The organism is Alphaproteobacteria bacterium LSUCC0719 (assembly GCA_040839025.1).
In the GTDB taxonomy this organism is placed as follows: domain Bacteria; phylum Pseudomonadota; class Alphaproteobacteria; order Puniceispirillales; family Puniceispirillaceae; genus UBA8309.
Map to the genome: position 1 here is coordinate 100,308 of JBFPJN010000006.1, position 18,043 is coordinate 118,350.

Annotated in this window: 16 protein-coding genes; 6 read left to right on the plus strand and 10 right to left on the minus strand. The window is 62.5% G+C overall.

The window, feature by feature from the left end; translation table 11 throughout:
• The first annotated feature begins 5 nt into the window (after positions 1-5).
• Entirely contained in the window at positions 6-596 is a 591-nt protein-coding gene (locus AB3X55_11490) for a TetR/AcrR family transcriptional regulator (protein ID MEX0504209.1), read from the plus strand.
• A gap of 73 nt (positions 597-669) precedes the next feature.
• Positions 670-2,037, plus strand: coding sequence for an 8-oxoguanine deaminase (locus tag AB3X55_11495; GenBank protein MEX0504210.1), 1,368 nt, complete (start codon positions 670-672; stop codon positions 2,035-2,037).
• A 23-nt stretch (positions 2,038-2,060) separates the two neighbouring features.
• Here the strand turns inward: AB3X55_11495 and AB3X55_11500 are convergent, their stop codons facing one another.
• From AB3X55_11500 to uraH, 8 genes are all read right to left on the minus strand, one after another.
• Positions 2,061-2,936: a DMT family transporter gene (locus AB3X55_11500; protein MEX0504211.1), complete on the minus strand. Its 876-nt coding sequence runs from the start codon at positions 2,934-2,936 to the stop codon at positions 2,061-2,063.
• A gap of 115 nt (positions 2,937-3,051) precedes the next feature.
• Positions 3,052-3,603 carry an ureidoglycolate lyase gene (locus AB3X55_11505; GenBank protein ID MEX0504212.1) on the minus strand — a complete coding sequence of 184 codons (552 nt, stop codon included), beginning with the start codon at positions 3,601-3,603 and terminating at the stop codon, positions 3,052-3,054.
• Positions 3,600-4,529, minus strand: coding sequence for an allantoinase PuuE (puuE, locus tag AB3X55_11510; protein MEX0504213.1), 930 nt, complete (start codon positions 4,527-4,529; stop codon positions 3,600-3,602). The genes AB3X55_11505 and puuE overlap by 4 nt, the downstream gene beginning before the upstream one ends.
• Positions 4,526-5,761 (minus strand): urate hydroxylase PuuD, encoded by a 1,236-nt coding sequence (locus AB3X55_11515; protein MEX0504214.1) that lies wholly within the window; start codon positions 5,759-5,761, stop codon positions 4,526-4,528. Before AB3X55_11515 ends, puuE begins: the two co-directional genes overlap by 4 nt.
• A 42-nt stretch (positions 5,762-5,803) precedes the next feature.
• Positions 5,804-6,763: a xanthine dehydrogenase accessory protein XdhC gene (gene xdhC, locus AB3X55_11520; GenBank protein ID MEX0504215.1), complete on the minus strand. Its 960-nt coding sequence runs from the start codon at positions 6,761-6,763 to the stop codon at positions 5,804-5,806.
• Entirely contained in the window at positions 6,763-9,099 is a 2,337-nt protein-coding gene (gene xdhB / locus AB3X55_11525) for a xanthine dehydrogenase molybdopterin binding subunit (protein ID MEX0504216.1), read from the minus strand. Before xdhB ends, xdhC begins: the two co-directional genes overlap by 1 nt.
• Positions 9,099-10,598 carry a xanthine dehydrogenase small subunit gene (gene xdhA, locus AB3X55_11530; GenBank protein MEX0504217.1) on the minus strand — a complete coding sequence of 500 codons (1,500 nt, stop codon included), beginning with the start codon at positions 10,596-10,598 and terminating at the stop codon, positions 9,099-9,101. Before xdhA ends, xdhB begins: the two co-directional genes overlap by 1 nt.
• 23 nt (positions 10,599-10,621) lie before the next feature.
• Entirely contained in the window at positions 10,622-10,975 is a 354-nt protein-coding gene (uraH, locus tag AB3X55_11535; GenBank protein ID MEX0504218.1) for a hydroxyisourate hydrolase, read from the minus strand.
• 139 nt (positions 10,976-11,114) lie between these two features.
• Here uraH and uraD point away from each other — a divergent pair, with 139 nt between their 5' ends.
• Together uraD and AB3X55_11545 are read left to right on the plus strand one after the other, a co-directional pair.
• A complete protein-coding gene (uraD, locus tag AB3X55_11540; protein ID MEX0504219.1) occupies positions 11,115-11,639 on the plus strand; it encodes a 2-oxo-4-hydroxy-4-carboxy-5-ureidoimidazoline decarboxylase in 525 nt (174 codons plus the stop codon).
• Positions 11,640-11,750: 111 nt separating this feature from the next.
• Positions 11,751-13,199 (plus strand): FAD-binding oxidoreductase, encoded by a 1,449-nt coding sequence (locus AB3X55_11545; GenBank protein MEX0504220.1) that lies wholly within the window; start codon positions 11,751-11,753, stop codon positions 13,197-13,199.
• Positions 13,200-13,209: 10 nt separating this feature from the next.
• On the opposite strand, the gene AB3X55_11550 is transcribed toward AB3X55_11545, so the two are convergent.
• Both AB3X55_11550 and AB3X55_11555 read right to left on the minus strand, forming a co-directional pair.
• Positions 13,210-13,626, minus strand: coding sequence for a VOC family protein (locus AB3X55_11550; protein ID MEX0504221.1), 417 nt, complete (start codon positions 13,624-13,626; stop codon positions 13,210-13,212).
• A gap of 177 nt (positions 13,627-13,803) precedes the next feature.
• Positions 13,804-15,303, minus strand: coding sequence for a CoA-acylating methylmalonate-semialdehyde dehydrogenase (locus tag AB3X55_11555; protein MEX0504222.1), 1,500 nt, complete (start codon positions 15,301-15,303; stop codon positions 13,804-13,806).
• A 308-nt stretch (positions 15,304-15,611) separates the two neighbouring features.
• Here AB3X55_11555 and AB3X55_11560 point away from each other — a divergent pair, with 308 nt between their 5' ends.
• Positions 15,612-16,529, plus strand: coding sequence for a 3-keto-5-aminohexanoate cleavage protein (locus AB3X55_11560; GenBank protein MEX0504223.1), 918 nt, complete (start codon positions 15,612-15,614; stop codon positions 16,527-16,529).
• A 19-nt stretch (positions 16,530-16,548) separates the two neighbouring features.
• Positions 16,549-18,042: a carnitine 3-dehydrogenase gene (locus AB3X55_11565; GenBank protein ID MEX0504224.1), complete on the plus strand. Its 1,494-nt coding sequence runs from the start codon at positions 16,549-16,551 to the stop codon at positions 18,040-18,042.
• The last annotated feature ends 1 nt before the right edge of the window (position 18,043 follow it).

An 18,043-nucleotide genomic window follows, 5' to 3' on the forward strand; every position in this document is an offset into this window, starting at 1 on the left:
CTGCAATGCCACGACGCCGCGCCGTCAGCTATGACACCAAGCTTGAGCATATCCGCGACACCGCCGCCGGTCTGTTTGCGCGCGACGGTTTCAGCCGCACATCGATGGCCGAGCTTGCCGCCGCCTGCGGCGTGTCAAAGGCGCTTCTCTACCATTATTTCGACAGCAAGGAAGCGCTGCTCTTCGATATCCTTCAGGCCTATCTCGGCGATCTGGAAAAGGTTGTGGCGCTTGACGCCGGCGCGGCCGGGACCGCCCGTATCCATCTTCGCGACCTGATCCGGGGATTGCTGTGGCAATATCGCGAGGCCGGCAATACGCACAAGCTTCTGACCTTTGAATTGCCCGTTCTGCCGGCTGACCAGCAATCCGAACTTCGCGCCGCGGAACGCCGGATCATGTCCCGCTTCGATGTGGCGCTGGCCGCCGCGGCACAGGAGGCGGGACGCACCACACCGCTTGACGGACCGCGCGCGATGATGCTGTTCGGCACGCTGAACTGGACCTATACTTGGTTTCGTGAAGACGGAAAGCTGTCGCTCGACGATTATTGCGAGCTGGTAACCGACAGCACCATTGCCTCGCTTCTGGCGTGAACAGACAGACCGGAGACAAACCGACATGCCGTCAGGCACCCTGCTGATCCGTAATGCCGATCTTCTTTGCACGATGAATCCGGCCGACACCGCAACGCCCACAGGCGGGCGTCCCGGTGACAATGTGGGGGCCGAAATCCGCGATGGCGGTCTGTTCGCCCGCAATGGCGTGATTGAACTGGTTGCGCCGACCAGCGAGCTTCCCGAAAGTGCCGACACCGTCATCGACATGACGGGCCATGTCGTCATTCCGGGCATGGTCAACACGCACCACCATCTGTTCCAGAACCTGACCCGCGCCGTGCCGGCGGCCCAGAACGCACCTCTGTTCGGCTGGCTGCAGACGCTGTATCCGATCTGGTCGCATATCGGGCCGGACCATATCTACTGGTCGACCGCGCTGGGGCTGGCCGAGCTGGCGCTCAGCGGTTGCACAACCTCGTCGGATCATCTCTATCTCTATCCGAACGGCGCGCGGCTTGATGATTCGATGGCGGCGGCAAGTGATCTCGGCATGCGCTTTCACGGCACGCGCGGCTCGATGAGCATCGGCGAGTCCGGTGGCGGCCTGCCACCCGACATATTGTGCTGGGACGAGGCCGACATCCTTGCCGACTGCCAGCGCGTCGTCGAAGCCTTTCACGACCCGGCACGATTTGCCATGCAGCGGGTGGGGCTGGCGCCCTGCTCGCCCTTCTCGGTCTCGATGGACCTGATGCGCGAGACCGCCAGCATGGCCCGCAGCCTCGGTGTCGGTCTGCACACCCATCTTGCCGAAAATGTCGAGGATATCGACTACAGTGTCGCCACCTTCGGCATGCGCCCCGGTGACTATATCGAGGCTGTCGGCTGGACAGGCGCCGATGTGTGGCACGCGCACTGCGTCCAGCTCGACGCCGCCGAGATCGACCTGTTTGCCCGCACCGGTACCGGCGTTGCACATTGCCCCTGTTCCAACATGCGGCTTGCCAGCGGCATTGCACCAATCCGGACCATGCTCGATTCCGGCATGAAGATCGGGCTTGGCGTTGACGGGTCGGCCTCGAATGACAGCGGACACATGCTGAACGAGGCGCGCCAGACAATGCTGCTGCAACGGGTCAATCAGGGCGGCGATGCGATGACGGCGCGCGAGGCACTGGCGACGGCGACACGCGGCGGCGCGAGCGTTCTTGGCCGTGACGACATCGGCATCCTGGCCCCGGGCTATGCCGCCGACCTCGCCGCCTTCGACAGGCGCAGCATCGATTTCGCCGGCAGCGACTGGGACCCGCTTGCCAGTCTTCTGTTCTGCGGACCGGTCAAGGCATCCTATACCATCATCAACGGCCGCCTCGTGGTCGCCGGGGGGCGGTTGACAACAATGGATATGGACCGGCTTCTGGCCCGCCACGCGGCAATGGCACACGATCTGATGCAGCGAAGCGGGTTTGCAAGCTAGGCCATTCAACCCGACCGCCGACCTTACGCGCCCCGTCGCAGCGCTGTCAGCTGGTACCACAGCACCGCCACCAGAATGATCGTGCCACCAAGCACCGTCTGCGGCGATGGCCATTCGGCAAGCACGAGACCAGCCAGCAGGATCGCCCAAGGCGTCTCCGAAACGCTGACAAGCGCTGTCTCGCCCGGCGCCAGCCAGGTCGACCCGGCGGCGAGCGTGACCGATGCCACGACAAAGGTCAGACCAAACAGTGCCATCATGGCGATCTGCCCGGTCGAGGCCGATGCCGGATCACCAAGCCCCCAGCCGAACGGCAACAGCAAAAGCGATGCCGCAACGGTCGGCAGTGTGACCGGGGTGCCGGGCCACCGCCGGTAGATGATCATGATCAACACCATCATCAGCGTCATCCACAGCGCCAGAAGATCACCACTCAGACCCGATCCACCGAAAGACCCCCGGACAATGATCGCGGTACCAGCCAGAACGCTGGCACAGGCAAGCATGAATCCGAACGTCATGCGCTGGCCGAAAATCCACCAGCCAAGCGCCCCGGCGAGAATCGGCGCCGCCGACCAGATCAGCGCCACATTGGCAACCGACGTCAGCTTGAACGCCGGGATGAAGGCCGCCGTTCCCGCCGCATAGATGACGGCAAGAGCGAGCGACGGCCCGCCGAAACGCGACGCCTCGTCCCGTATCCGGCCGGTAACAAGCAACCAGACAACAGCGCCCGCCACGGCAAAGACGCCACGCCAGAAAATGATGCTCCACGCATCCGCTGCGATGCCCTTGCTGAAGAGCCCGGCAGTGCTGAAAAATACCGCCGAAACGGCCACCAGCAACACGCCCTTCGCCCTGCCGCTGTGCCCGCCCCAATGATCTGCTTTTTTGGTCACCTGCCACGCCCCCAAAAAAGAACAAAGCATGAACATTATGCAGCAGTCAGGTTAATAAAGGGTAAATTTTCAATCGCTTTTGCGTGAGATCGGGATGTTCAGGGCTGATAGTCGCTCACAGCATAATCTCGGCCACGATGGTATCCTGCCAGTGTTCCTGAAGGTTGGCGGATTTGTCCTCGCCGTCCGGGCCGGCACGGTCGATGATCAGAAAATCCTGCTCCGCCCGCAGCACCAGAAGCGGGTGATGCCAGACATTGCGGTCATAATTGACGCCAACGGTGCCGGGCGCGTAAAAGCAGCGCAGGCGCGCAAAGTCCGGCGCGCTGTCATCACCATTTGTCGGCGCCACCACCACCAGCCAGTCATGCGCCGCCAGCGGCATGAAGGCCTGTGATCCCAGCGGGTGGCGCTCCATCATCCTGATGGCAATCGGGTCGGGCCGGCGGGTGCCGCGGAAGATCGACAGGATCGCCCGCCCGCCGCCAGCCCCGACATCAGCCCCGCCATCAGCCCCAATATCAATATTGGCAAGATCGTGAAAGCGGGTTGTCGTGCCCTCATTGATCATGATCTGTTCCGCACCATCGGTCTGGATGACCTGACCGAAAGGGGCAAAGGCAGATGCCGTCAGCGGTTCAACAGGCAGTCTGCGCGGGCCGGTCATGACCCGGCCCCGGATGATCCGGCACCGTCATGGGGATGGGTTGCCCGCCAGTGCCGCGCGATATCGATCCGACGCGCCAGCCACACATGGTCATGGCGCTGAACATGGTCGAGGAATTTCACCAGCCCGGCGAACCGCGCCGGCCTGCCGACAAGCCGGCAATGCAGACCAACCGACAGCATCTTCGGTGCCGTCTCGCCCTCATTATAGAGCGTGTCGAAGGCATCGATGAGATAGGCGGCGAACTGGTCACCCGTATGGAATCCCTGCGCCGTCGCAAAGCGCATGTCGTTGGTGTCGAGCGTATAGGGAACGATCAGATGCGGGGTCTCCGTCTGCGTACTCCAGAACGGCAGATCATCGGAATAATCGTCAGCGTCATAAAGGAATCCTCCCTCGGCGGCGACAAGGCTGCGGGTGTTTTCCGAGGTACGACCGGTATACCAGCCAAGCGGACGCTCACCGCAGATGCGGGTATGGATTTCGATCGCGCGCTCCAGATGTTCCTGTTCCTCGCTCGCCGACATGCCGTGGTAATTGATCCAGCGATAGCCGTGCGAGGCAATCTCGTGCCCGTCAGCCAGCGCCCGTTCAATTACCGCCGGATGACGGTCCATCGCCATCGCGACAGCAAACAGTGTCAGTGGCACGCCGCGGTCACGAAACAGGTCAAGAAGACGCCAGACACCGGCCCGCGAGCCATATTCATAGATTGACTCCATCGACATGTGGCGCGCGCCCTCAAACGGCGCGGCACCTATGATCTCGGACAGGAACATCTCCGAGGCGGCGTCGCCATGCAAGATCGTGTTCTCCGCACCTTCTTCATAATTCAGCACGAACTGCACGGCGATCCGTGCCTTGCCCGGCCAGCGCGGATGCAGTGGCGCGGCGCCATAGCCGATCATATCCCGTGGATAGGTCATCCGGCGTCTCCTGTGATGGGTAATCCGCTGCGAAGCATCTGCCGCCATTTCGCCAGCATCGCACGCTCTTCCGGCTCGACCCAGATGACATTGCCGGGCGGCATCGCGTGGGAGGCGGCAACCTGCCAGTAGATGGCATCGACCTGCGCCATGATGTCAGCTTCGCTCTCCAGCACCACGCCTTTCGGTGGAAAGGCCATGCCATCCCATTGCGGCACCGCCGCATGGCACATCGAACAGCGTTCGGTTACAAGGTCAACTGCCGCCAGATGAAGCTCTATCCCTTCGCCATAACCCTGCTCCAAATAGGCGCTTTCATCATATTTCGGCGCACCGGCACGCGACAGCAGGACAGCCGCCACAATCAGCGCCGCGGCAACACCCCATGTCCACCACGGTGCCGGATCGCCCTTGTGCTTGGTGTTGAAGAAATGCCGGATGACCGCGCCGACCACCAGCACCAGCGCCAGAATCACCCAGGCATAGTCGGTCGCGAAGACAGCCGGATAATGGCCACCGATCATCACAAAGATCACTGGCAGGGTCAGATAGTTGTTGTGAAGCGAGCGCTGCTTGCCCCGCCGCCCGAAGGCCGGGTCAGGGCTGTCACCGGCGACCAGCGCCGCAACAACCTTTTTCTGTCCGGGGATGATCACCATCGCGACATTCGCCACCATGATGGTGCCGATGCTGACCCCGATCTGCACAAAGGCACCGCGGGCCGAAAAGATTTCGGTGTAAAGCCAGGCCAGCGCGACAATGAAGACAAAACCGGCAAGGGCCAGAACCCTGTCATCGCGGCCCAGCGGACTGCGGCACATCACATCATAGGCGACCCAGCTCGCGACAATGCCGCCGATGCTGAGAGCTATGGCCTGCCACGGGTCCAGATCGAGGATTTCAGGGTCGATCATATACAGGCCGGACCCGGCATAATAGATGATGGTGAGCAGAGCGAAACCGGACAGCCAGGTGGTATAGGCCTCCCATTTGAACCAGGTCAGCTCATCCGGCATGCGGGCCGGCGCGACCAGATATTTCACCATGTTGTAAAAGCCGCCGCCATGAACCTGCCAGGCCTGACCATGTGCCTCTTCGGGGAGCTGTTTGCCCGGCTTCAGGCTGAGATCGAGCGCGATGAAATAAAAGGATGAGCCGATCCAGGCAATGCCGGCCACAACATGCAGCCAACGCACCAGAAATTCCGACCACATCCACATATAGTCAATCATTGGCTTCCCCTTCGCCAGATATCCGGCACCAGTGTGCCAGCCTCAACCGGTTTCGTCCAATTCCTGTTGCCAGACGGCGACCCCCGCCGCAATCGAAAGCGCCACACGCGCCGGATGTTTGCCGGTGATTGCCGACAGACCTACCGGACAGACAAGCCGGTCAAGACAATCCGGCGCGAGTCCCGCCTTGGCGAGACGTGAACGAAAGCGCGCCGCCTTGGTTGCCGACCCGATCAGCCCGAGCCGCGCAAAGCCGGGGCCGGCCAGGATGCGGTGACACAGCGCCTCGTCAAGCGCATGGCTGTGCGTGATCACGAGGTGAATGGCGTCACCGGGGGCGTGCGCCGCAATCACTGTCGGATCGGTCGCCACCACCCTTGTCGCCCCGTCCGGAATGTCGCCGGGAAACCGCGTCGTTGCAACATCCACCCAGTGCAGATCCAGTTGCAGAGCCACAAGATGCGGCGCCAGCGCCCGCCCGATATGCCCGGCCCCATAAAGGAATATCGGTCTTCCGGGCTGGATGACCGGCGCCACGAACACAGAGCCCCCAGAACCCGGCCCGATTGAGCCCGGCCCGATAGAACCCGGCCCGATTGCGGCGTCACCGGCATCGACAGGCGGCGCATTCCCGGCAAGCGGATGCGCCAGCCGGCGGCAGGTCGCCAGACCCGCCAGCACCGCATCCTCATCCTTGCCAAAGCGTTCAAGAAGCACCTTTACATGCCCCCCGCAGCATTGCCCCATATCGGGGCCAAGCGCCGCGCCGATGATCTGGCGCTGCCAGACTGTGGCCGGCGATGCCAGCATGGCACGGGCCTTTGCCATCACCTCGAACTCCAGGGTTCCGCCACCTATTGTCAGCCATATATCGGTGCCGGTGATCAGCATCATCGCCCCGGCTTCACGCGGGGCCGAACCCCGGACGCCGACAAGGCTGGCCCGCACAACCCCGCCGTCGCGCGCGATCCGTTCGCGGGCCACCTCAATCCAGTTGCGCATCACTCATCCCCAAGCGTGACCCCGGGACCACCAAGCCGGCGCGCTGTCAGACAGACACGTTCCGGCGTGGCTGGCGCATCAAGCATCGGATAGGCACCGGATACGGACTCCAGCGCATGCGAAAGCGCCATCAGGACCGAAATTGCCAGCATCAATGGCGGCTCCCCGACGGCCTTGGATTTGTGGATAGTGTCCTCGATGTTCTCGCCATCCTCGAACAGCGCCACATTGAACACAGGCGGGCGATCAGCACAGGCCGGGATCTTGTAGGTCGAGGGCGCGTGGGTGCGAAGCCGGCCACTGTCATCCCAGACAAGCTCTTCGGTTGTCAGCCAGCCTGCGCCCTGGACAAAGCCGCCTTCGATCTGGCCGATATCAATGGCCGGGTTTAGCGAGCGCCCCACATCATGCAGAATGTCGGTCCGCAGAATCCGGTTCTCGCCGGTCAGCAGGTCGGTGGCAATTTCGGTCACCGCCGCCCCATAGGCATAATAGTAAAACGGGCGCCCACGGCTTCGTGTCTTGTCCCAATGGATCTTGGGTGTCGCGTAAAAGCCTGTTGCCGACAGCGACACCCGCCCCAGGTAACAGGCCATTACCGCCTCGGCGAAAGACATTGTCGCGGTGCCGGCCTTCACCCGGCCATCGGCAAATGTCACCGATTCCGGCACGCATTGATGCTGTTCGGCAAGAAAGTCACGCATCCGCGATTTGATGGTATGGGCCGCCGTCTGGGCCGCCATGCCGTTCATGTCTGTTCCCGAAGATGCCGCCGTCGCCGAGGTATTGGGAACCTTGCCGGTATTGGTTGCGGTGATTTTCACCAAACCGAAATCAATCTGGAATTCATGCGCCACGATCTGGGCAATCTTGGTGTTCAGCCCCTGGCCCATCTCGGTGCCACCATGATTGAGATGCACCGACCCGTCGCTATAGACATGAACCAGCGCCCCTGCCTGGTTCAGAAAGGTCGTGTTGAAGGAAATGCCGAACTTTACCGGCGTCAGCGCGATGCCACGCCGGATCATGCCGCCGGACCGGTTGAACGCCTCAATATCGGCCCGGCGCGCGGCATAGTCGGCATCTGCGGCAAGCCGGGGCACGATGTCCTGAAGGATGCAGTCCTCGACAGGCTGGCCATAGGGGGTGTGCCCCTTGCTTTCAGGGGCACTGAATTTATGCGGGTAGAAATTGCGCTGCCGGACAGTCAGCGGGTCAAGTCCGAGATGATGCGCCACCTGATCAATCACGCGCTCGATCCCGACCATGCCCTGCGGACCACCAAACCCGCGGAATGCCGTGTTTGACTGGGTATGTGTGCGGCACCGGTGCGAGACAACCCGCATATGCGGGATGTGATAGGCATTGTCGGCATGGCACATTGCGCGCGCCGCGATCGCCTCGGACAGATCCCATGACATGCCGCACCGAAGCGCCTGCTCGAACAGCACCGCATGGATCCGCCCCCCGGAGTCGAACCCGACATCGTAATCAATCCGAAAATCATGCCGCTTGCCGGTCAGCATGAAATCATCATCCCGGTCATAAACCGTCTTCGCCGGCCGGCCACAATGCCGCGCCGCCAGCGCCGCCAGCAATGCCGGCAGATTGCCCTGGCTTTCCTTGCCCCCGAAAGCACCGCCCATACGCCGCGTTTCGACAGTCACAGCATGATTTGGCATACCAAGACAGTCGGCGACCTTGTGCTGGATTTCCGAGGGGTGCTGGCTCGAGCAATGAAGAACCATGTCGCCGTCCTCGCCGGGTATTGCCAGCGCCGCCTGTCCTTCAAGATAGAAATGCTCCTGCCCGCCAATCTCGATACGTCCGGACAGACGCAATGGCGCGCTGGCCAGCGCATCGTCCGGGGTGCCGGACTCCATTGTCACCGACGGGCCAAGCCATGATCTGGCCCGCATGGCATCATCAATGGTCAGCACGGCCGGAAGCGGGTCATAGTCAATTTTCGCCAGCGCCAGCGCGTCGCGCGCCGCACGCATATTGTCTGCCACGATGGCAAATACCGCCTGGCCGACATAGCTGACCACATCCTCGGCAAGGATGGGATCATCACCATAGACCGGGCTGCAGTCATTGCGCCCCGGAATGTCGGCATGGGTCAGAACCGCCACCACGCCATCCGCCGCCGCGACCGCCGACAGATCGACATTGACCAGTTTGGCATGGGCGTGCGGGCTCTGCCCTACCAACACCACCAGCGTGTCTTCGGGAACACGGATGTCATCAACATAGACTGCCGTTCCCGAGACATGTTTATGGGCACTGTCATGTTCACGCGGTGTCCGGATATCACCGGCGATGCCCCGGCCAGCCATTACCGTACCTCCGTGGGCGCAACGTCATACAGATCACCGGCGGTCAGTCCGGCACCGGTCAGGCGCGGCACTGCCGCACCGGTGACATCAAGCCCGTATTTCAGCAGCAGATTGGCCGCCACCTGAAGCCGGTAATCGGCAGAGGCGCGCATATCGGTAATCGGCGTGAAATCCGCGCTCAGGGCAGCGGCGGCGGCCTCGAAGGCAGGCAGTTCGACCGCCGCGCCGGTCAACACCGTTTCTGCGGCGGTGGCGCGTTTCGGCGTCGCCGCCATCCCGCCAAAGGCAAGTCGCGCCGAAGTGATCCGCCCTTCGGCTATGGTCAGGGTGAACGCGCCCAGAACAGCGGAAATATCCTGGTCGAACCGTTTCGAAATCTTGTAGGCCCGGAAAAGCGGGGACGGCGCTACCGGCAGCAGCACAGCCGACACGAATTCATCCGCCCGGCGATCCTGACGACCATAATCAATGAAGAAGGATTCCAGCGGCAGCCGGCGGTTCGAGGCTGGACCAGCCAGCTCGATTTCAGCAGCAAGCGCGATCAGCATCGGCGGCAGGTCGCCAATCGGCGACCCGTTGGCGATATTGCCGCAGACCGTTCCGCTGGCCCGGACCTGCGTCGACCCGAAACGCCGCATTACCTCGGCCAGATCGGGACGTCCTTCGGCAAGCGTTGCCATCGCGGCTTCATGCGTTACTGCCGGGCCAATGCGCCAATGCGCGCCGCTTCGCTCAACCCTGTCGAATCCCTTGACCCGCCCGGTCCAGATCATGTCCGGCAGATGACGGTTCTGCTTTGTTACCCATAGCCCGACATCGGTCGCCCCCGACACAATCGTCGCCTCCGGCGCGTTGGCAAAACTCTGCACGAAACCGTCAAGGCTTGTCGGGGCGGTAAAGCTGCGCCGACCGTCACTCAGGCGCACAGTCTCGTCATGCGCGATGCCGGCCATCAGACCGGCCTCTGTTTTGCGCCGCTGACGTTCGAATTCCGGCGGAATGTCCCTTACCTCCAGCGCCGCGGCGGCATCGACAATGGGGCGATAGCCCGTACACCGGCACAGATTGCCGGCAAGTGTCGTATCAATGTCGGCTGGCGCCAGACCATCGCCATTGCACCAGGCGGCAAACAGCGACATGACAAATCCCGGCGTGCAGAACCCGCATTGTGAGGCATGATGGTCGACCATTGCCTTCTGGCAGGGATGCAGTGCGCCATCATCACCGCCCTGCAGCCCCTCGATCGTTGTTACCGATGCGCCTTCCAGCATGCCCATGAATTGAATACAGGCATTGACCGGATGCCAGCGCATTCCGCCATCGCCCTGCCGCCGGGCCACCACCACCGTACAGGCACCGCAATCGCCCTCGCCGCACCCCTCCTTCGAGCCTGTCAGACGTTTTGTCTGGCGAAGCCAGTTCAGCAGCGTCGTGTCCCCCGCGAGGCCGCTGACCTGTTCGATCCGGTTGTTGAGAACGAATGTGATCCTGTCACGCATCGTCGTGCCAACCCCGCCCCGCGTCAGCTTCCGCGATAGGTCGAATAGCCGTAGGGCGACAGCAGCAGCGGCACATGATAGTGCTGGTCCGGCCGATCGATCCCGAAGGCAATGACGATGTCATCGAGAAAGGGCACCTCGGGAAGCGCTGTGCCGCTGGCCCGCAGATAGGCACCGGCATGAAACACCAGCTGATACCGTCCGGCAGCAAGGCCCGCCCCCTCGAGAAGCGGGCCGTCAACCCGTCCATCCTCATTTGTCGTCACCGAGGCAAGAAGCCGGCGCGTTTCGCCGTCAACCCCATAGAGATCAATTTGCAGGCCGGCGGCCGGACGGCCCGCAGCGGTGTCGAGAACATGCGTTGTCAGCCTGCCCATGGCGGGTCACCCTTTCGCGCTCATCATCTGCCCAGAACAGGCCAAGAGTGCCAATTAAAGATTGAAGACGCAAACAAATTTGACCAACATTCAGGACCGGATCTGCCCCGGAATTCACCCCTGCAACGGACAGCACATGATGACGGACCCGTCTTTCACAATCCCCCCTGACAGTCTGAATGAAGCCGATTTCATGACAGCATTCGGCGGCATCTATGAACATTCACCCTGGGTGGCGGCCACAATATGGTCCCAGGGGCTGGGGCCCGATGACAGGCAATTGGCGCATTTTGCCCGGCGCATGCAAACCATCGTTGATGCGGCCGGGCATGACAGCCAGATGGCACTTCTTTGTGCGCATCCCGAACTGGCCGGCAAGCTGGCCATTGCAGGCGGGTTGACGGCGGAGTCCAGCGCCGAACAGGCGGGGGCCGGTCTTGACAGCTGCACACCGGATGAATTCGCCAGATTTTCCAGCCTCAATGACCGCTATTCGGACAGCTTCGGCCATCCCTTCATCATCGCGGTGCGGGGCCTTGACCGGGCCGCCATCCTGTCGGCCTTCGAGGCGCGGATCGACAACGACCCGGAAACCGAATTCGCCACCGCGCTGGCCGAGGTTCACAAGATTGCACGGCTTCGCCTTGAACTGCTCTGCCAGTGACATGTGCCACAGCTGTTTTCACCGCAGCTATATCCAACATGGGGGCTGTGCTATTGTGAGACCCACCGGCAGATGTAGGTTCAGCACGGGATTTTTTGGGGGAGACACGCCATGAATGAAATGCGGCTCGGCGATCTTGCAACACAGTTTGCCGGTATTTGCGGCGCGGCGCATGTGCAGCGCGGCGACAGCATCGAGAAACGCTATCAGAGTGACTGGCTTGGCACCAAGGAATCGGCGCCGGCAATCGTCGTGCGTCCCGGCAAGACGGCCGAGGTCGCGGCGGTGATGAAACTGTGCGCCGAAACCCGCACGCCGGTGATCCCGTTCGGCGGCAATTCCGGGCTTGCCGGCGGCACCGTGGCGCGTGCCGAGGACCAGATCGTGCTGCTGTCGCTGGAGCGGATGAACAGGGTTCGCAAGATCGACAGGGCGGGCATGTATATGGTCGCCGAGGCCGGATGTATCATCCAGAACCTGCATCAGGCTGTCGAGGCCGAGGGGTTGATGTTTCCGCTTGTCTTCGGGGCCAAGGGAACGGCACAGATCGGTGGCGCGCTGGGCACCAATGCCGGGGGGTTGAACGTCATCCGTCATGGCAGCGCCCGCGCCCTGTGCATGGGGCTGGAGGTGGTGACGGCGTCAGGCGAGGTGATGGACCTGCTGCCGGCGCTGAAGAAGAACAATACCGGCTATGATCTGGTCAATCTGATGGTCGGCTCGGAAGGCACGCTCGGCATCATCACCGCGGCCAGCCTGAAGCTGGTGCCGCCACCGCTGGCGCAGGCGACCGCGATGGTCAAGGTCCGCGACGTCGAGGCGGCGCTGGAACTGATGAACATGACCCAGGCCCGCACCGGCGGCCGGATCGAGGCGTTCGAACTGATCGGGCGGCTGATGTATGAATTGCCGGTGAAATATCTCGACCATGTCACCGCCCCGTTTGACGAGGCACCGGATCTGGCGGTGCTGATGGAGATCGGCGCGGCAACGAAGGAAGACGCCGAGATCGGCGCCGATGGCACGGTGGCGCTGGAGGCCCAGCTTGAAGGCATCCTTGCCGATGCGTTAGAGGCCGAACTGATCCATGATGCGGTGATCGCGCGGTCCGCGGCGCAGCGGCTGAATTTCTGGGCCCTGCGCGAAGGCACGCTGGATGCGATGCAGAAACATGGCAACTGGGTGTTGAACGATATCAGCTTTCAGGTGTCGGACCTGCCGGGGGCGATCGCCGATATGGAGGCCGCCTTTGCCGCCATCGCGCCGGGGCCGTTCTGCGTTGCCTTTGGCCATATGGGCGACGGCAATCTTCACATCAATGCCCGCCCCTATGACCGCGACCCGTCGGAACACCCGGACGAGGCAAAAGCGATCAAGGATGCGGTGCGGGATACGGTGATCAAATGGCGCGGGTCGATCAGCGCCGAACACGGGATCGGCACCGACAAGCAGCAGGACATGAAAATGCTGAAGGACCCGGTGGCCTATGAGATGATGAAGGCGATCAAGGCGGCGCTCGACCCGCATAATCTGCTGAACCCCGGCAAGGTGCTGATGTAGGAACCCCGCCTCACACCCAGCTGTGGAGGCCGATGCTGTTGCCCTCGCTGTCGCCGACGATGGCGATGAACCCCATCTCGCCGATCGACTGTTTTTCGACATAGACCTTGCTGCCGCGGGCGGTGGCGCGCGCCGCCGCGGTGGCGCAGTCATCGACGCTGAAATAGACAAGCGTGCCGTGAAGCTCCGGCGGGCGCATCGGGTGCCGGACGAGCGCGCCGGGCGCGCCGGGGGCATCCTCACCGGCATTCTGATCGGTATCAAAAAAAACCATCTCCATGCCGGCATCCGGCCCTTCACCTGCCACCGGCGCGGCGCTGAAGCCGGCCCCGACGACATCTTCATAGAAATCCTTCGCACGGTCCATCTCGGCGACATAGATCTCGAACCAGCCGACCGGGTTTGCCAGCCTCTGTCTGTCGGTCATTGTCCGTCCTTTCTGTCTGTCATGTCTTTCTGTCTGTCATGTCAGGCGGTCAGGCTAGGGCCGGTCAATAATTCGCCGCAAGGCGGAGGGCGGATTTGGTGCGGGCATGAAAAAAGGCCGCCCGGCGGCTGGCGCGGGACGGCCCTTTCGATGATGCCGAACAGGAAGGTCAGATGATCAGACGTCGCTTCCGGCGCTGAAATTGAACACCGCGCCTTCCTTGATGCCGCTTGGCCAGCGCGCCGTCACCGTCTTCAGCTTGGTGTAGAAGCGCAAGCCTTCCATCCCGTGGATCGAATGATCGCCGAACATCGAGGCCTTCCAGCCGCCGAAGCTGTGATAGGCCACCGGCACCGGAATCGGCACATTCACCCCGACCATGCCGACATTGACATTGGTCGTGAAATCTCGCGCGGTGTCGCCATCGCGGGTAAAGATGGCGGTGCCATTGCCATATTCATGGTCGATGACAAGCTGGCGCGCCTCTTCATAGGATTGCGGACGCAGCACCGACAGCACCGGTCCGAAAATCTCGTCGCGATAGACCGACATGTCGGGGGTCACCCGGTCGAGAAGCGTGCCACCGACAAAGAAGCCGTTCTCATAGCCCTGAAGACGCAGCCCGCGCCCATCGACAACCACCTCGGCGCCGTCCCTTTCACCCTGGTCGATATAGCCTTCGATCCGGTCCTTGGAGGCGGCGGTGATCACCGGGCCCATTTCGACGCCAGGCTCGTCATACTGGCCAATCTTCAGCGCCCGCACCTTTGGTGCCAGCTGCGAGACAAAGCGGTCGGCAGTGTCGTCACCAACCGCCAGCACCGCGGAAATCGCCATACAGCGTTCGCCAGCCGACCCGTAGGCAGCGCCCATCGCCGCGTCGACAGCCTGGTCCATATCGGCGTCAGGCATGATGATCATATGGTTCTTGGCCCCACACAGCGCCTGCACCCGTTTGCCGTTCGCACAGCCGCGTGAATAGATATACTGGCCGATCGCCGTCGAACCGACAAAGCTGATCGCCCCGATATCGGGATGGTCGAGAATCGCATCGACGGCCTCCTTGTCGCCATGCACGACATTGAACACGCCGGCGGGAAGCCCGGCCTCGGCCAGCAGACGGGCCAGCATCATCGGCGCGCCGGGGTCGCGCTCGGACGGTTTCAGGATAAAGGTGTTGCCGCAGGCAAGCGCCATCGGGAACATCCACATCGGCACCATGGCCGGGAAGTTGAACGGGGTGATCCCGGCCACCACACCAACCGGCTGGCGCATCGAGAAACTGTCGACCCCGCCGGCAACCTGCGGCGAATATTCACCTTTCAGGACATGCGGAATGCCGCAGGCAAACTCGACAACCTCGATCCCGCGGGCCACCTCGCCCTTGGCATCGTCGAAGGTCTTGCCATGCTGGGCGGAAATCTGCGTCGCCAGCTCATCAAGATTGGACCTGATCAGATCGCGGAAATTGAACATGATCTGCGCGCGTTTGGCAGGCGGCGTACCGGCCCAGCCGGGAAGCGCGGCCTTGGCGGCCTCGACAGCGGTGCCGACCTCGGAGGCGCTTGCCAGCGGTACGGACGTTGTGGCGGCACCGGTAGCCGGATTGAAAACATCCTGTTCGCGCCCGCTGGTTCCAGCGACTTCCGCGCCGGCGATATAATGCATCAAGGTCATGAGTCGATCCCCCAGATTATGCCATGGTTCATCAGCCGTGACTGTAGCCGCTTTTCGCGAAATCGCAAGCTGTGGCGTCGGAATATGACCGTCATGCCGGTGCAATGCACCATCACGCCGTTCCACCGCCAGCCTGACAATTTCCATGCGGCGTCACAGCCCATCGGCACGTCGTCCAGGCAGCCCGCCAACAGACCGGACAGCCGACCGGACAGCAAAGAAGTTGCAAAGCCCCAGATTTTACGAAAATGTGATCGCAGCGGCAGAGACCCGCGTCAGAACCCGGCGCACCAGAGGAGGACCAGACCATGCCATTGACGATGAACCGCGAGGTTTTCATCACCTGTGCCGTGACCGGATCGGGCGACACCACCGGCAAGTCCGACAAGGTGCCGGTGACACCGGCGCAGATTGCGGAATCAGCCATCAATGCCGCCAGGGCGGGTGCCGCCGTCGTGCATTGCCATGTCCGCGACCCGGAAACCGGCCAGCCGTCACGCGACCCGGCGCTGTTTCGCGAGGTTACCGAGCGGATCCGTGATTCCGCCACGGATGTCGTGCTGAATCTGACTGCCGGCATGGGGGGCGATCTGGTGCTTGGCGGCGTCGAAACCCCGCTTCCCCCGCATGCCGAGGGAACGGACATGGCCGGTGCCACCGAACGGCTGGCCCATGTTGCCGACTGCCGGCCGGAAATCTGCACGCTTGACTGTGGCACGATGAATTTCGGACATGGCGATTATATCATGACCAACAGCACGGCGATGCTTGTCGAAATGGCAGGCCAGATGCAGGCGCTGGGTGTGAAGCCGGAAATCGAGGCGTTCGATACCGGCCATCTGTGGTTTGCCAGACATCTTGCCGAACAGGGGCTGATCGACAGCCCGGCACTGGTGCAGCTGTGCATGGGCATCCCCTGGGGCGCGCCGGACGACCTGAACACGCTGATGGCGATGGTCAACAATATTCCCGAAGACTGGGTGTTTTCCGCCTTTTCGATTGGTCGCAACGCGATGGCCTATCCGGCGGCGGCGGTTCTGGCGGGCGGCAATGTGCGGGTTGGCCTGGAGGACAATATCTATCTGTCCCGCGGCGTCTTTGCCACCAATGCCCAGCTTGTCGAGCGGGCCGTGAATGTCGTCGAGAACATGGGTGCCAGCATCATTGGCCCGGATGCCGTCCGCGAACGGCTTGGCGTGACCAAGCGCGCGCCGCTGGCAGGCTGAACAGAACCCGGAGAGCAGGATGGTAGCAACAGCAAAGCCGGCGCGTGCCGCGGTCATCGGTGGCGGTGTCATTGGCGGCGGATGGGTCGCCAGACTGATCCAGAACGGCGTCGATGTCGGCATTTTCGATCCCGACCCCGAGGCGGCCCGCAAGATCAATGATGTGATGGCAAATGCCGACCATGCGGTGGGGCGGCTGACCATGGCACCCTTGCCGACGCGGGGAAACATCCGGTTTGCCGCCAGCATCGCCGAGGCGGTGACGGGTGCCGAGCTGATTATCGAGGCGGTGCCCGAACGGCTGGACATCAAGCAGGCCGTCTATGCCGAAATCGAGGCCGCCGCGGCCACCGATGCGGTGATCAGCTCGTCAACATCGGGCATCCTGCCAAGCGATCTGCAGGCGCAGATGCAGCATCCGGAACGGCTTCTTGTCGGACATCCTTTCAATCCGGTCTATCTGCTGCCGCTGGTCGAGCTTGTCGGCGGCACCGGAACCGATCCGGCCACCATTGACCGGGCTGCGGGTTTTTTTGCCGGGATTGGCATGCATCCGTTGCGGATCCGCAAGGAAATCGAAGCCTTTGTCGCCGACCGGTTCCTGGAGGCGGTGTGGCGCGAGGCGCTGTGGCTGGTCAAGGATGGCATCGCCACCACCGAAGAGATCGACGACGCCATTCGATATGGTTTCGGGCTTCGCTGGGCGCAGATGGGGCTGTTCGAAACCTATCGCGTTGCCGGCGGCGAAGCCGGCATGGCGCATTTCATCGCGCAGTTCGGCCCCTGCCTGAAATGGCCCTGGACAAAGCTGATGGATGTGCCGGAACTGACCGACGAGCTGGTCAAGACCATTTCCGACCAGTCCGATGCCCAGTCGGGGCAGCATTCGATCCGGGAACTGGAACGCATCCGCGACAACAACCTTGTTGCCATCCTGCAGGCGCTGAAGGCGAATGACTGGGGCGCCGGCCAGACTGTCGCGAACTGGGAAAAGTCGCTCTATGACGCGGTGCCGGCACGCACCCGGCAGGCCACTGACGAACCGCTGGAAACCATGCGCCGGCAGGTACCGTCCGACTGGACCGACTATAACGGGCATATGAACGAGGCTCGATATCTCGACTGTTTCTCGATGGCCACGGATGCGGTCATGCGCTGGATTGGTGTCGATGCCGCCTACCTTGCCAATGGCGGCAGCTATTTCACGGTCGAGACGCATATACGGCATCTCGACGAGGTGCGGGCTGGAACCGAGATCTTCGCCACCTCGCAAGTGCTGCTTGGCGAAGGCAAGAAGATGCAGCTGTTCCATCACCTCTATGCCGTCGAGGCGGATGGCGCATCCCGGCTTCTTGCCACCGGCGAACATATGCTGATCCATGTCGACATGACCAGCCGGTCAGCCAGCCTGCCGGAGGACAGCGTCGCGGCACGGCTTGCCGAGCTGGCCGGCGCGCATGCCGCGCTGCCGCGCCCCGACGGGGCCGGACGCGCTGTCGGAGGAGGAAACTAGG